14 protein-coding genes are annotated in these 14,926 nt (G+C 44.6%); 7 read left to right on the forward strand and 7 right to left on the reverse strand.

Annotated elements, in window-relative coordinates:
- A partial coding sequence (locus AB4Z08_RS30000) for a hypothetical protein (protein ID WP_441577478.1) occupies positions 1–538 on the reverse strand: 538 nt, incomplete at its 3' end.
- A gap of 372 nt (positions 539–910) precedes the next feature.
- Positions 911–2,818 carry a molecular chaperone DnaK gene (dnaK, locus tag AB4Z08_RS30005; protein WP_441577479.1) on the reverse strand — a complete coding sequence of 636 codons (1,908 nt, stop codon included), beginning with the start codon at positions 2,816–2,818 and terminating at the stop codon, positions 911–913.
- A gap of 280 nt (positions 2,819–3,098) precedes the next feature.
- Here dnaK and AB4Z08_RS30010 point away from each other — a divergent pair, with 280 nt between their 5' ends.
- The 4 genes from AB4Z08_RS30010 (at position 3,099) to AB4Z08_RS30025 (ending at position 7,827) form a co-directional block, all read left to right on the forward strand.
- Entirely contained in the window at positions 3,099–4,469 is a 1,371-nt protein-coding gene (locus AB4Z08_RS30010; protein WP_441577480.1) for an OmpA family protein, read from the forward strand.
- Between the two features lie 140 nt (positions 4,470–4,609).
- Entirely contained in the window at positions 4,610–5,095 is a 486-nt protein-coding gene (locus tag AB4Z08_RS30015) for a GNAT family N-acetyltransferase (protein WP_441577481.1), read from the forward strand.
- Between the two features lie 83 nt (positions 5,096–5,178).
- A complete protein-coding gene (locus AB4Z08_RS30020; RefSeq protein ID WP_441577482.1) occupies positions 5,179–5,760 on the forward strand; it encodes a porin family protein in 582 nt (193 codons plus the stop codon).
- Between the two features lie 138 nt (positions 5,761–5,898).
- The gene (locus AB4Z08_RS30025) at positions 5,899–7,827 is read left to right on the forward strand and encodes an arginine--tRNA ligase (RefSeq protein ID WP_441577483.1); all 1,929 of its coding nucleotides are present in this window, start codon (positions 5,899–5,901) and stop codon (positions 7,825–7,827) included.
- A 183-nt stretch (positions 7,828–8,010) separates the two neighbouring features.
- Here AB4Z08_RS30025 and AB4Z08_RS30030 read toward each other — a convergent pair whose 3' ends face one another.
- The 3 genes from AB4Z08_RS30030 to lepB form a co-directional block, all read right to left on the reverse strand.
- Positions 8,011–8,412, reverse strand: a complete 402-nt coding sequence (locus tag AB4Z08_RS30030; protein ID WP_441577484.1) for a tetratricopeptide repeat protein — start codon at positions 8,410–8,412, stop codon at positions 8,011–8,013.
- Between the two features lie 79 nt (positions 8,413–8,491).
- Complete coding sequence (locus tag AB4Z08_RS30035) at positions 8,492–8,980, reverse strand: cytidine deaminase (RefSeq protein WP_441577485.1); 489 nt, start codon at positions 8,978–8,980, stop codon at positions 8,492–8,494.
- Between the two features lie 113 nt (positions 8,981–9,093).
- Entirely contained in the window at positions 9,094–10,290 is a 1,197-nt protein-coding gene (gene lepB / locus AB4Z08_RS30040; RefSeq protein WP_441577486.1) for a signal peptidase I, read from the reverse strand.
- A gap of 177 nt (positions 10,291–10,467) precedes the next feature.
- Here lepB and AB4Z08_RS30045 point away from each other — a divergent pair, with 177 nt between their 5' ends.
- Positions 10,468–11,340, forward strand: coding sequence for a MerR family transcriptional regulator (locus tag AB4Z08_RS30045; RefSeq protein ID WP_441577487.1), 873 nt, complete (start codon positions 10,468–10,470; stop codon positions 11,338–11,340).
- Here the strand turns inward: AB4Z08_RS30045 and AB4Z08_RS30050 are convergent, their stop codons facing one another.
- Positions 11,341–11,988, reverse strand: a complete 648-nt coding sequence (locus tag AB4Z08_RS30050; protein WP_441577488.1) for an alpha/beta fold hydrolase — start codon at positions 11,986–11,988, stop codon at positions 11,341–11,343.
- An 8-nt stretch (positions 11,989–11,996) separates the two neighbouring features.
- Entirely contained in the window at positions 11,997–13,181 is a 1,185-nt protein-coding gene (locus tag AB4Z08_RS30055; protein ID WP_441577489.1) for a sigma-54-dependent transcriptional regulator, read from the reverse strand.
- 104 nt (positions 13,182–13,285) lie between these two features.
- Here AB4Z08_RS30055 and AB4Z08_RS30060 point away from each other — a divergent pair, with 104 nt between their 5' ends.
- Positions 13,286–13,843: a GrpB family protein gene (locus AB4Z08_RS30060; RefSeq protein WP_441577490.1), complete on the forward strand. Its 558-nt coding sequence runs from the start codon at positions 13,286–13,288 to the stop codon at positions 13,841–13,843.
- A gap of 267 nt (positions 13,844–14,110) precedes the next feature.
- On the forward strand, positions 14,111–14,923 hold the full coding sequence (locus AB4Z08_RS30065) for a serine O-acetyltransferase (protein WP_441577491.1): 813 nt from the start codon (positions 14,111–14,113) through the stop codon (positions 14,921–14,923).
- The last annotated feature ends 3 nt before the right edge of the window (positions 14,924–14,926 follow it).

Below are 14,926 nucleotides of genomic sequence, written 5' to 3' on the forward strand. Positions count from 1 at the left end.
CCTGCCCGGGTACATCCAGCGAAACATTTGTTTCCTGGAAAGTGGTATCCGGATCTATCATTAGCGTGACCGTTTCGCTACCCGCCACCTGGCGTGATATAAAATCAATACGCGTTGCGATCACTTTTACTTCCAGGGCAGCAATACCTGTATACCCGTCGATGGTTTGTGCGGGAATATTTAATACTCCGTTACTCAAAAGCCGGGGAGCCACCGCAAAAAAACGATCTACGCCAGTATGCTGATTGAATCGGAAGCCTGTTATGGCGGCATGATGATCGCCGGCAGCAATGAGTAGCCTGTTGAGCCGATTGATGTGGCCGCCATCACAATGGATATCCAGGTGGGGGTAAAAAGCATGCCGTATAAAAGCGCCTTTTCTGCTGGCGATACCAAAGCGCCGGGATGCGCGGCGGCTAGCAGCCGTTTGCTGCACGCTTTGAGGCATGGAGCGCAGGAAGTAGTTGCCATTGCGCTTATACCCTATGAGAGGACCGAGTTTTCCCGTAAAGGGAATGACAGACATTTGTTTTGCCATGGGAGATTATTTTGATTACTATAAATATAACATAATTCGGGGAACGTATTTGCGGGATAGATGGAAGATTAACTAATGCTAGTGTATTGAGTATTAGATAATATTCAAAGCCAGTGTAGTGGGAATTTGAGAATGACAAACGTGGGTGTATTGGCATTTGGAGCATATTGAAAAAGATATTCCTCCCGTTTTCAACCTGATCCAAAAATAGCTTGTCTTGCTCAGGATTAGATGATTATCCTGATTCCTAATAAGTCATAAAAAAAATTGGCGAAGACAAAACAGATAAATCTGTTTCCATCTTCGCCAATTATATTAAAAAACCTGGGTAATCATCTTCATCAGTATCATCCTGAGTAAGACCGATTACGCTTATTTTACTTCTTCGAATTCAGCATCTGTTACACCATCGTTAGCAGCGTTAGGTTGACCCTGTTGCTGACCGCCGTTAGGCTGTTGAGCGCCTTCCGGTTGACCTTGAGAAGCTTTATACAGCTCTTCAGAAGCAGCAGTCCACGCAGCTTCCAGTTCAGCAGTAGCTGTATCCAGCTGTGCACCGTCCTGTGATTTGTGGGCTTCTTTCAACTTATTCAGTGCGTTTTCGATGGTTTCTTTCTTATCAGCGGGCAGTTTATCACCGTATTCCTTGATCTGTTTTTCAGTCTGGAATATCAGGCTATCCGCTTTATTCAGCTTTTCGATCTGCTCACGTTGTTCTTTATCTGCAGATTCGTTGGCTTTGGCTTCGGCTTTCATCTTTTCGATTTCTTCCTTGTTCAAGCCACTACCTGCTTCGATTTTGATGTTCTGTGTTTTGCCAGTGCCTTTATCTTTTGCAGTTACGTGCAGGATACCGTTAGCATCAATATCGAAAGTTACTTCGATCTGAGGAACGCCACGCGGAGCCGGAGGAATATCACCTAAGATAAAACGGCCCAGTGTTCTGTTCTGGCTGGCCATTGGTCTTTCACCCTGCAATACATGGATTTCCACGCTAGGCTGGCTATCTGCTGCGGTAGAGAAAGTTTCAGATTTCTTGGTAGGAATGGTGGTATTGGATTCGATCAGTTTGGTCATTACACCGCCCATTGTTTCGATACCCAGTGACAGTGGCGTAACGTCCAGTAACAGTACGTCTTTCACTTCACCTGTCAGTACACCACCCTGAATAGCAGCACCTACAGCTACTACTTCATCCGGGTTTACACCTTTATTAGGTTTTTTACCGAAGAATTTTTCAACTACTTCCTGGATTTTAGGAATACGGGTAGAACCACCTACCAATATTATTTCATCAATTTCAGAAGTATTCATACCGGCATCTTTCAGTGCTTTGCGGCAAGGCTCCAGTGTTCTTTCCACCAGGCTATCGCTCAGCTGCTCAAATTTAGCGCGGGTTAATTTTTTCACTAAGTGTTTAGGAACGCCATCCACTGCAGTGATATAAGGAAGATTGATTTCAGTTTCCTGAGAAGAAGACAATTCGATCTTTGCTTTCTCAGCAGCTTCTTTCAAACGCTGCCATGACATTGGATCTTTGTGCAAATCTACTGCTTCGTCTTTTTTAAATTCATCAGCCAGCCAGTCCATGATCACTTTATCGAAGTCATCACCACCCAGGTGGGTATCACCATTGGTAGATTTTACTTCAAATACGCCATCACCTAATTCCAGGATGGAGATATCAAAGGTACCACCACCAAGGTCAAATACAGCGATTTTGCTATCAATGTGCTTTTTATCCATACCATAAGCCAGTGCAGCGGCAGTAGGCTCATTGATAATACGACGAACCGTCAGACCGGCAATTTCACCGGCTTCTTTGGTCGCCTGACGCTGTGCATCATTAAAGTAAGCAGGCACGGTGATCACCGCTTCTGTTACTTCCTGACCCAAATAATCTTCAGCGGTTTTCTTCATTTTCTGCAGGATCATCGCTGAAATCTCCTGCGGCGTATATAATCTGCCGTCAATATCGATACGTGTGGTGTTGTTATCACCTTTTACCACTTTATATGTAACGTGACTCACTTCACTGGCAACTTCGTCAAAATGACGGCCCATAAAACGCTTCACTGACATAATAGTGTTTACGGGGTTGGTTATAGCCTGACGCTTTGCAGGGTCACCTACTTTCCTTTCTCCGTTCTTCAAAAAAGCCACTACAGATGGGGTTGTTCTCCTGCCCTCATCATTGGCAATCACTACCGGTTCGTTACCTTCCATTACGGCAACGCATGAATTGGTAGTTCCTAAGTCAATGCCTATTATTTTTCCCATAGTATTAAAGATTATCCTTTAGTTGTAAGTATGTTTTCGTGTTTGTCGTTGGTTTGTCAATGATTATGCCAAGCAAAAAAATATGAAATTATGTCAGTCAGGTACCCTATATTTGATGATAGTATTTAGTTATTAGCATGTCAGCTATTCCCGAAGACGTTAATTACTAAATAGCCCAAAACACAAAATTGTTCATAGCCTCGCCTTCCTTTAAGCTATTTCATTCCTGTCCTACCGGTTTTTATTAGTAAAAAAATTGTATAACCTAACCGTTATTCTTATGAACAAATCCATTCTATGGAGGGTTGCGTGCCTGTTGTTAGCAACCACCCCGATGATGAGCCATGCTCAGGATCACCCATCCGCCACTTCTGCCGTTAGTGCTACTCCATCTGTACGATTATTCCGTGGCCCCGGTGATTACAAAGTCTGGTCCATTGGCATCAATGGCGGCGTATTGGCACCTGTAGTTCCTACTGGTGGCAGTAATGACTTCACTAAATGGAAGGGATCTGCCGGTTATGGCGGTTATGTAAAATACCAGATACTTCACTTCCTGGCCCTAAGGGCTGATTATGTAGGTGGTAAGTTACAGGCCGACAATAGTAAAAACCTTGGGAATGGCGCCACTCCGGTAAGCCCCTACAAATCTTTTGAAACCAAACTCCCCTGGTCTGCCACGTTAAATGCTGTTTTTAATATTACTACTGTCAACTGGTTATTCAGGCAAAACTTCGTTTCGCTGTACGCTTCTGTGGGCGGCGGTTTAGCAGGATACAAGCCTACATTGGAAACCAATAGCGGGACAAAAAGAGACTATAATAATGACAAGGCCATCAAGGAGTTAATCATTCCGGTAGGCGCTGGCCTTAAATTTAAATTGTCTGAAGTTATCAACCTCGACCTGGGCTATACGATGTACTATACGGATGGAGATAACCTCGATGGCTACTACCATGGGCCCAACAAGGATAAATACTCCTATGGCTACGCCGGGCTGGAATTCGCACTGGGTAAGAAAGGAAAGAAACAACTGCAATGGCATAACCCTGCCAGCGCCATGTACGATGAGCTGGAGGCACAAAAAGCCACCCTCGCCGCCTCTCTGGACGCTGCGAATCAAAACAATGCCAGGTTGACGGCTGATGTGGATAAACTGACAAAAGACAGTGATGGTGATGGCGTTTCTGACTTCTTCGATAAATGCCCGGGCACTCCAGCCAATACCAAGGTAGATGGCTCCGGTTGCCCGCTGCCAGTACCGGTAATAGAAAAGAAAGAAGAAAAAATAGTGATTACTGAAGAAGATACCCGCATTGTAAAAGAAGCGATCCGCAACCTGGAATTCGATTTTGCCAAAGCCAGCATCAAGCCGCATTCCTATCCTGCTCTGGATAGAGTGGCGGACCTGCTGAAACGCAAAAACCTGAACCTGAAACTGAGCGGACATACCGACAATGTAGGTAGTAAAGACCGAAACCTTGCCCTGTCAAGAGAAAGAGCAGAATCCGTGAAAGCTTACATGGTAGAAAAAGGCGTCAATGCTTCTAAAATTGAAGCCGTAGGCTATGGCATGTCACAGCCTATTGCCAGCAATAAAACCGCTGCAGGCCGACAAAAGAACAGAAGAGTCGAGTTTACCATATTCTAGGAATAATTACGAATTAAGAATTACGAATTAAGAATTAAGAATTACGGATTACGGATTTGCGGGAGATAGCAGTGGATGCCCTCCACTATGCTCTTCCCACAAATCCGTAATTCGTAATTTGTAATTCGTAATTTCATTTTATGGAACCAATAACAATCAGAACGATAGTGGCATCAGACGATCCGGTGATGGCCAACATAGTAAAAACCACCCTGACAGAATTCGGTATGAACAAGGCTGGTACTGCGTTTTCAGATCCTACCACCGACCACTTATCTGTACTCTTCAGTATTCCCCGCGCCATTTATTACGTAGCAGAAATAGAAGGCCGCATTATTGGAGGCGCCGGTATTCATCCGCTGGATGGCGGAGAAGCACATGTATGTGAATTACAAAAAATGTATCTGCTTCCGGAATCCCGCGGTAAGGGCCTCGCAGGCAGGCTTATTACCTTGTGCCTCGACTATGCTAAACAAAATGGCTATACGCAGTGCTACCTCGAAACCAGCCCCGAATTAGCCCGTGCAAGAAAAGTTTATGAACAATTCGGTTTCAGGTACCTGACAGGACCAATGGGTAATACCGGCCATTTTGGCTGTGACAGTTGGATGTTGAAGGATTTGTAGTTTTCTACAGGGAGAGGTGTGGCTGCTACTGTATAAAAACGGCATACTTCTTGCAAACTGGGCCGTACATAAAAGAACATATCATGAAAAAACTTATTCTGTCTGGCGTACTAGCCATCGGAACTATGCTGGCAGTACAAGCGCAAAATGTAAAATTTGGTATTAAAGGGGGTTTGAATATTTCCAAACTTACTGCTTTTGATGAATCTAAAACCCTGGCAGGTTTTAATGCAGGGGGTTTCATCAACATTGGACTGAATAAAAGCTGGGCCATACAACCTGAGGTAGTATATTCTGCCCAGGGAACAAAACTGAATTCCAGTGTATTTTTTGGATTGGGTCATATCCCAAGCACTGTTAAGCTGAACTATGTGAATGTGCCAGTGATGGTTCAATACACGATTGCAGAAGCATTTTATGTAGAAGCGGGTCCGCAGCTGGGCATCCTGGCCAGTGCAAAGTACAGAGTCAACGACAACACCACAGATGTTAAAGACAACATGAAATCTATCGATTTCGGACTGGGTTTTGGTTGCGGTTATACATTTGATATGGGACTGGGTGTGAATGCCCGGTACAATTTTGGCCTGACCAATGTATATGATTCTGACAATTTCAATCACAAAAACTCAGTAGCACAGATCGGCCTGTCCTACAAATTCTAAGTATAAGGCATCAAGCGAAAAGCAAAAAGCTATTGTGTAGCAGATATCAGCAGATATTCTACACAATAGCTTTTTGCTTTATGCCTTATGCTTTCTGCTTATTTACTATCTTTGCCCCTCGCATTAATCATTTTCAGCATGAGTGTTGTACAAACCATCAGAACGGCCGCCGTGGCCGCCATTAAATCACTTTACGATCAGCCGTTAGTTGAAGCAGACATTTCAATCAATACGACCAAACCTGAATTCGAAGGTGAGTATACCATTGTAGTTTTCTCTTTCACAAAATTCAGCCGACAAAAACCGGAAGAAACAGCGCAACGCATCGGCGAATACCTGACGGCTCATAACCCGGAACTGGTTTCCCGCTTCAACGTGGTAAAGGGCTTTCTGAACCTGAGCATCAATGATGCCTACTGGACTAAATTTCTGCATACAAATTATAGTAACGCAAACATCGGAATACAGCCTGCCAATGGTAAAAAGATTATGGTGGAGTATTCATCTCCCAATACCAACAAACCTTTGCACCTGGGGCACCTGCGTAATAATTTCCTGGGCTTTTCCATTGCTGAAATTATGAAAGCAAATGGCTTTGAAGTGATCAAAGCCAACCTGGTAAATGACCGCGGTATTCACATCTGCAAATCCATGCTGGCATGGCAACTCTTTGCACACGGTGATACCCCTAAATCCAGCGGTATCAAGGGTGATCACCTGGTAGGCGACTACTACGTGAAATTTGAATCTGTGGTAAAAGAACAGGCCGAACCAATTATCGACCGGGTACTGGAAAACGACTTTGCCGATTTTGAAGGTGCCGAAGTGGAAAAACTGGAGAAACTCGTTACTGCACTGCACAAGCCGGAAGTAAAAGAAGATAAGGAAAAAACGGCCAAGATTATGGACGACATCAAAGAGATGTCGCGTAATAAGACGGAGATCATGCAGCAGGCCAAAATTATGCTGCAGCAATGGGAAGCCGGCAACCCGGAAGTAAGGGAACTGTGGGCCACCATGAACAGCTGGGTATATGAAGGCTTTGCAGAAACCTACAACCGGCTGGGCATTAATTTCGACAAGATGTACTATGAGAGTGAAACCTACCTGTTAGGTAAAAACCTCGTAGCAGAAGGACTGGAGAAAGGCGTTTTATTCAGAAAAGAAGACAATTCTGTATGGATAGATCTCACCGCCGATGGACTTGATCAGAAACTGCTGCTCCGTGGAGATGGCACCTCTGTATATATGACACAGGACCTGGGTACCGCCCGTTTGAAATACGAGGATTACCATATGGACCAGAGTGTGATTGTAGTAGCAGATGAACAGAACTACCATTTCAAAGTACTGCAACTGATCCTGGAAAAGCTGGGCGAGCCCTCTGCTCCGGGTCTCCTGCACCTCAGCTATGGCATGGTGGAATTACCACATGGTCGTATGAAAAGCAGGGAAGGTACCGTAGTGGATGCTGATGATATGATCAATGAAATGCTGCAGACAGCGGAAGAAGATGCCAAAAATCTGGGTAAAAAGCTGGAGACTTTTTCTGAAGAAGAACTACGTGAACTGTACGATACTGTAGGGACGGGTGGTCTAAAATTCTTCCTGCTACGCGTAGATCCTAAAAAGAAAATGATCTTTGATCCTAAAGAATCTATTGACCGGCATGGATTCACCGCCACGTTCATCCAATATGCACATGCGCGTATTAAATCCATTATCAGGGAAGCAGGTCCGGTAGCGGATCTGGCTACGTTCAATTACACCGGTGAATTGTTACCGCTGGAAAAAGCACTGATTATACTGAACGAACAATTCCCGGGCGTACTGGCAGAAGCTTATCGTGAGCTGAGTCCGTCTGTTATTGCCAATTATATTTTCTCCATTGCACAGTTATTCAATACTTTCTATGGCGAAAAAGTTGATGGGGTACCTACCTATTCTATTGTAAGAGCGGCGACAGAAGAAAAGAAAAAACTGCGTCTGCAAATTATCATGCTCACTGCCAACATCATTCAGCAGGGGATGAAATTAATGGGGATCCGGGTACCTGAACGGATGTAAAATGCATTTTTATATAATAGAAAAAGGAAGGCGATTTGCCTTCCTTTTCTTTTTTAAATAAACACTGTAAGCCTTACGAATCACAGCGTTAGCAGCTTGCGGCCGTTGTGACCGAAACTGCCGAAGAAAATACCACAGTAAGCAGCAACGAAAAAAGGAGCTTGCCTATCCTTTATGCGCTGTTTAAAATCCTTCTACACTGTGGCAAATAATTTTATCAGTAGTCATTTCTTTTTCTCCTATCAAGATAGCTTTATCACACAGGGCTTCCCCTTTCTCCTGCTCACCTGCACCCATATACGATTTTCCGAGCATAAACATAGCAAAAGCATTGTTAGGTTGCAAGTGCAACACTTTTTTCCATTGTACAATTGCCCGTTTAAAAAGCTGCTTGTTGTACAGGTTGTGCGCCTGCTGTTGATAACTGGCTGCTATTACCTGCGTATCCTTAACAACGTGTAGGCCTGGCAGATAGTTTACCGCTACCTGTTGTTTCTTATTAAAGTAACCGGCTGCCGGTTCACTATAGATGGCAGTAAATAGTATAATGGTACATATACTGATTATGAGCTGGCAGGGTTTCATGAATCACGGCACTTAAAGGGGTGCCGGGCAAATATAGAGTATATATAATTTATATGCAATAAATTGTATATACTATTTTCTACCCGTTAAGTTCATCGCCACTGAAAGACAGTGGTAACAGGTCATTTGCGCGGTTAATAACATATATTTTACCACTCAGGCCTCCCAGGATAAGCCGGATAGGGGCATCCTGTTTCGCTTCGTATTCAGATATCGCCTGCCGGCACATACCACAGGGTGAAATGGGATGCGAACTATCCCCATTGATATTATGATAGCTGATAGCAATGGTATCAATATCAATATTGGGATATACAGAAGCTGCAGAAGCCAGCGCTACTCTTTCCGCACATAAACCAATCGGGAAGGAGGCATTTTCCTGGTTGGAACCAGCGACTATTTCACCATTGGCCAGTCTGATGACGGCTCCCACCTGGAAATGTGAATAAGGTGCGTAGGCATATGCTGTTACTTCACGGGCTTCCTTGAGCAACCATGCATCCGCATCATCGAGACCAGTAATCTCATCGTAAACCAGGTATTCAATATGCAGCGATTGTTTTTCCATATCAGCGTTTTTGGGTAGTACTTACGGCCGTGGGCTTGTCGGGGGTAAGACAACTACGGACCGGCGATATGCCGGTCCGTAATTTACTTTAAATTATATTTAGGTGCAATTACTTACTTAATATTTCTGAAGATACGGCTCCAGCGGATACCACCTTCTCCATAACTCATCCAGATCAGCCACGCCTTACCTACTACGTGATCTTCCGGTACAAAGCCCCAGAAACGGGAATCCAGGGAGTTATTGCGATTATCACCCATCATCCAGTAATAGTTCATTTTGAAAGTATAGGAATCAGCAGGTTGACCATTGATGATGAATTTACCATCTTTTCTTTCCAGTGTATTGCCTTCGTATACACGTATAATACGATCGTATAAGGCAATATTGCTTTCTTCCAGTTTAACGGTAGCTCCTTTTTTGGGCACATACATAGGACCGAAGTTTTCATCTGTCCATTTGAAATGCGCAGTATCATGCGGGAAAACGCTGTTGTAATTAAAGTCCGCGAAATTAGATTCCTCGTAGATCGTCACGCTTTTAACGATCGGGAATTGTTTCAGCGCAGTAACGTTTGCCGGTGTGAGGTTATACAGAAATTTGTTGCCATCAATCTGGTAGAAGTCCGGCGGTGTGGTAGCAATGCCTAATTCTTCCAGCCTGCTGGAATTCAGCTGATCACCGGTGGTTTCTACAATGTATTTATGCTGACTACCTGCAGGAACAGGAGCTGCCTTACCATTGATATATACAGCGCTATGAATGATCTGTAAGGTATCGCCGGCTTGTGCCATACAACGCTTAATATAATTCTCGCGCTTATCCACCGGGCGTTGAATAATCTGGAATGAGTTCTGTACTGCCTGCCAGCCATTTGCCCTTACCATGTTATAATAACTGGGATCGGGTGAATCTATGGCCACGGTATCGCCTTCCGGGAAGTTAAACACCACTACATCATAGCGTTTAATGTCGGAAAAGCCGGGTAAACGTCTGTATTTCCATTTTACCGCTTCAGAATAAGCTTTGGCAGATTTAGTGAAGGGCAGTGTATGGTGCACAAAAGGCACTGCCAGGGGAGTCATGGGGATACGTGGTCCGTAACTGATCTTGCTTACAAACAGAAAATCGTTCACAAGTAAGGTCTTTTCCATAGAGGGGGTCGGGATCGTATAGGCCTCAAAAATAAAGGTGCGGATAAGCGTGGCTGCTATGATAGCGAAGATACCAGCGTCTAACCATTCTCTAACCGCAGATTTCTTTTTCTTTGGCTGACTGTCTTTGTTTTTTTTCCAAAATGCCAGGTTCATTCAGTTACGCTTATTAGATGCTTAAAAAGGCAAATATAATATTCTGTTGTTAGCCAGTAGCTATTACTTTACAAAAGTTTTCTTAAAAATACATTAAAAGATAGTTTATTATAATTTTCGCCCATATGGTGCCACGACAAATGAATTGCCTAAATTTGGCTTTTTACTATACCTGCGTTGAATACATTTACCATTAAGGATATTGAAAACTTTACCGGTATAAAGGCACACACGATAAGGATCTGGGAACAACGTTATCCGCTTTTTCAGGCCAGGAGAAAGGACACTAATCATAGAACATATGATAGCGAGGATCTGAAAACGTTATTGCGCATAGCCTATTTATACCATCACGGGATAAAGATCTCGCGCATAGCTGCTTTGTCGGTAACGGAACAAAACAAATTGTCACTTGAAATTGCGGTGGAAGGAAAATCCACCCTGCTACCTGTAAATGACCTGATTGCTGCCACTCTCGACTATGACCATCAACAGTTTGAGCGCATTTTTTATAACCAGGTATTACACCTGGGCTTTGAACAATGCATTACCCAGGTGGTGTATCCTTTTCTTGAAAGGATAGGCGTATTATGGTTAACAGGGAATGTAATACCCGCACAGGAACACTTTTCCTCCAACATTATCAGAACCAAAATAATGACAGCGATTGACGGGCTGCCCATGAATCCTGCTGCTACAGAGCATTTTCTCTTGTTTTTACCGGAAGGGGAATTTCATGAGATTCCGCTGTTATATGCACAATACCTGCTGAAAAAACAGGGTAAGCTAGTGACCAGCTTCGGCGCCAATGTGCCGCTGGACGATTTACATGCTTTCCTGGCTGTAAAGAAAGTAACGCATATTTATACCCATTTACTCACCAATCTCTCTTCCTCTACCATCAATGAGCTGACGACAAAGCTCAGTCAGCAATATCCGGATATAAAGTTGTTAGTGGCTGGTCCGCAGACGAAGTTGCTGACAGGCCCATTACCTGCGAATGTACTACTAGCGGAAAGCCTGGAAAAGTTGTTGTCTTTTAGTAATTAGTTATAGTACGCCTGCCAATATCTCATTGATTTCACGGGCGCGGTTCAGCACCATAAAGTGGCCGCCATCGGGGATCAGGTGGGTTGGTTTCAGGTATTTAACGGGGAAGGGCAGGTCTCTGGCTCCATGAATATGTACCAGTCCTTCGGGTATCTGTTCATTTTCCCAATGCAGGATAGCATTTACAGCCCAGCGCATATAGGTATAATCCCGCTTCGCGAGATATTCATTGACCAGTGTCCGCTCTGCTTCGGTTTCTATATTGAGAAATTTTCTGACGATGACATTCCTGCGCTGGTAAAGGATCTGATCGGGTAGTTTGTGCAGGCCGAGTCGTTTTACCCAGTTGTAATAAGGTGGTTTTTCCGAGCTGAGTTTAATGCTGGAAAGCAGGATATTCTTTTCTACGGGGATATGCCGGGCTATCTCCAGACTCATTATACCACCAAAGGATACGCCCATCAGCGAAACAGGCCCATCAACCGTAATGCCTTCTGCCATACGGGCGGCATACTGGCTGATGGGTTCATCCTGCAGGGGAGCGATCCACTGCAGGTGATGCACCTGGTAGTTACCGGGGAAACGCAGGTTATTAAAAATGCGTTCATCCGCCCCAAGTCCACTGATCAGATACAGGTGTTTTTGCATATAGCTGATTAAGAACTTACTTTTTTCTTATCGCGGGCAGGTACTACAAAATCATCCACATCATCTACAGTAATGGTTTTACCTGATAGGATGATCAACCTTTCCACCACGTTTCGGAGTTCGCGGATATTACCGGTCCAGTTGTGATTTTGCAGGGCTTTCATCGCTTCTTTATCTATTGCTTTACGGGAAATACCATATTCACTGCAAACGCTGTCCAGGAAACTATCTACCAGTAAAGGAATATCATCTTTCCGGTCGTTCAGGGACGGTACGTGAATCAGAATTACGCTTAAACGGTGATACAAATCCAGGCGAAAATTTTTGCCTTCCACTTCCTGCAGCAGGTCTTTATTGGTAGCTGCCACTACACGAACATCCACACTGATCTCTTTATCGCCACCTACCCGGGTGATTTTCCCTTCCTGTAAAGCGCGCAATACTTTTGCCTGAGCACTGAGACTCATATCCCCTATTTCATCGAGGAAAAGGGTACCGCCGCTGGCCTGTTCAAATTTGCCAATGCGTTGTTTCACCGCGGAAGTAAAGGAACCCTTTTCGTGACCAAATAATTCACTTTCTATTAATTCACTTGGGATAGCAGCACAGTTTACTTCTACCATAGGGCCGGCGGCGCGGTTGCTGCGTTCATGCAACCAACGGGCTACCAGCTCCTTACCTACCCCGTTTTCGCCGGTCACCAATACCCGGGCGTCTGTAGGTGCAACTTTTTCTATGGTTTCCCTGATCTTCAGGAGCGGGCTTGACTGGCCTATCATTTCCGGCACCTTATTTACCTTGCGGCGCAGGGTTTTGGTTTCGGTGACCAGGTTGGTTTTATCCATGGCATTACGCAAGGTAATGAGCAGCCGATTCAGATCCGGTGGCTTGGAAATATAGTCGTAGGCGCCTTTTTTCACGGCATCTACGGCAGTATCAATGTTGCCGTGACCAGAGACCATGATAATAGGAATGTCGCCGTTCACTTCCCGTGCTTTCTCGAGAAATTCCAGTCCATCCATTTTAGGCATTTTGATGTCGCACAAAACGGCATCATATGGCTTTGCCTGGAACATTTTAAATCCTTCCATGCCGTCTGCGGCCTCATCTACCTTATACCCTTCATAACTTAAAATTTCCGTGAGCGTTTTACGAATACTTTTTTCGTCGTCTATTATTAGAATGTTAGCCATAATCGAGTTTGATTTTGTATTACCAGCAATTAGCTGCCATTTATACAACGGGCAAAAATAAAGATTAATCAGTTAAAATTGCAGTATATCTAATATCATTTAACATGTCGGAAACAATTGAGATCGTGTCCTATAATTCCCTTTGGCCGGAAGAGTACCGGGAGATCGCCCTGCAGCTGAAAAATGCACTGGGGGAATATGCGCTGGCCATTGATCATATTGGTTCTACCAGTGTACCGGGTTTACCGGCGAAAGATGTGATTGATGTACAGGTAACCGTTGCCTCGCTGGACTTGCCATTGCAGCCGGCACTGGAACAACTTGGATATACGAGAAAAGCGCACCTGACAGATCACCGGCCACCAGGCAGGGATGATCTGGCAGACATAGAACTACAAAAAGATTATTATTTCAGGAATAACAGGAGCATCCATCTGCATGTGCGGGTTGCCGGCCGGTTTAATCAGCAGTATGCCTTGCTGTGCCGGGATTATCTGCGTACGCATCCACATGCTGCCCAGGCCTATGCGGTGGTGAAACAACAGCTCTCCAAATATTTTCCGCATAATGCAGAAGCGTATTACGATATCAAGGATCCGGTGTTTGATCTGATTATGGAAGGGGCCTATGAGTGGAGGAAGCTGTTAGCCATTAGCTGTTAGCTTTTAGTTTTTAGCGAATGGGGGTAGCGAATGGATGTAGCGAATGGGGGTAGCGGGTGGATGTGGCGGGTGAATTTTAGGGATTAATGTTGATAGATAGCGATATAGCTGTTAGTGTAATGCAGCGAAGTTGACTACCTTATGCTAACAGCTGGGAGCTAAAAGCTAAAAGCACTTGAAATTCAGCAAACAGTCTACTACCTTTACAGGATTTATGCGTAATTTCATCATATATAAAGTGCCAATACCTGTAATATCCATCCGCATATGAATGATTTTTTGGAAGAGTTGAAGCGGCGGCACCAACTGGCAGCGGCGAATGCCTATCCGGCTACCGGTGCAGTAGATGATTTCGTCAGCAATCTGGTCAACTGGCTTTTTCCGGAGCACACAGGTCAGGTAATGGCTGATCCGGTGGTACTGGAGCAATACAGCCATCAGCTGGAAGCACAGTTACAGCAGTTACTGCAATCTATGGTGCATCAGTTGCCCACAGATGCAGTGGCGTTGAGTAGGGCTTTTATGAGTAAAGTCCCGGTTATTTATGACGAACTGACCAAAGATGCAGGCGCCATTTACCAGGGTGACCCGGCTGCATCCTGTATATATGAAGTGATCCGGGCTTATCCGGGTTTTTATGCCATTGCTTTTTATCGCATTGCGCATGCCCTGTACAACCTGAAAATACCGGTGTTACCGCGTATGATTACGGAGCTGGCACATTCCCGCACCGGTGTGGATATTCATCCGGGAGCAGTGATTGCCCCCTGGTGTTGTATAGATCACGGAACCGGTATCGTTATCGGCGAAACAACTGTCATAGGGCCACATGTAAAGCTGTACCAGGGAGTTACCCTGGGAGCGCTGAGCATAGAAAAGAGCATGGCGCGCAGCAAAAGGCATCCTACTATTGAAGAACATGTAGTGATCTATGCCGGCGCCACTATACTGGGTGGAGATACTATAATAGGTCATCACAGCGTGATTGGTGGTAATGTGTGGCTCATTAAAAGTGTAGAACCATTTTCCAGGATCTATTATAAAGCAGAACACAAATTTTCAGACACAAATCAGGATTAATAC

The organism is Chitinophaga sp. RAB17, assembly GCF_052114225.1.
Taxonomy (GTDB): Bacteria; Bacteroidota; Bacteroidia; order Chitinophagales; family Chitinophagaceae; genus Chitinophaga.

Coding starts and splice junctions, on each gene's coding strand:
- dnaK (WP_441577479.1), bottom strand. CDS start 2,818: ATGGGAAAAATAATAGGCATTGACTTAGGAACTACCAATTCATGCGTT.
- AB4Z08_RS30010 (WP_441577480.1), top strand. CDS start 3,099: ATGAACAAATCCATTCTATGGAGGGTTGCGTGCCTGTTGTTAGCAACC.
- AB4Z08_RS30015 (WP_441577481.1), top strand. CDS start 4,610: ATGGAACCAATAACAATCAGAACGATAGTGGCATCAGACGATCCGGTG.
- AB4Z08_RS30020 (WP_441577482.1), top strand. CDS start 5,179: ATGAAAAAACTTATTCTGTCTGGCGTACTAGCCATCGGAACTATGCTG.
- AB4Z08_RS30025 (WP_441577483.1), top strand. CDS start 5,899: ATGAGTGTTGTACAAACCATCAGAACGGCCGCCGTGGCCGCCATTAAA.
- AB4Z08_RS30030 (WP_441577484.1), bottom strand. CDS start 8,412: ATGAAACCCTGCCAGCTCATAATCAGTATATGTACCATTATACTATTT.
- AB4Z08_RS30035 (WP_441577485.1), bottom strand. CDS start 8,980: ATGGAAAAACAATCGCTGCATATTGAATACCTGGTTTACGATGAGATT.
- lepB (WP_441577486.1), bottom strand. CDS start 10,290: ATGAACCTGGCATTTTGGAAAAAAAACAAAGACAGTCAGCCAAAGAAA.
- AB4Z08_RS30050 (WP_441577488.1), bottom strand. CDS start 11,988: ATGCAAAAACACCTGTATCTGATCAGTGGACTTGGGGCGGATGAACGC.
- AB4Z08_RS30055 (WP_441577489.1), bottom strand. CDS start 13,181: ATGGCTAACATTCTAATAATAGACGACGAAAAAAGTATTCGTAAAACG.
- AB4Z08_RS30060 (WP_441577490.1), top strand. CDS start 13,286: ATGTCGGAAACAATTGAGATCGTGTCCTATAATTCCCTTTGGCCGGAA.
- AB4Z08_RS30065 (WP_441577491.1), top strand. CDS start 14,111: ATGAATGATTTTTTGGAAGAGTTGAAGCGGCGGCACCAACTGGCAGCG.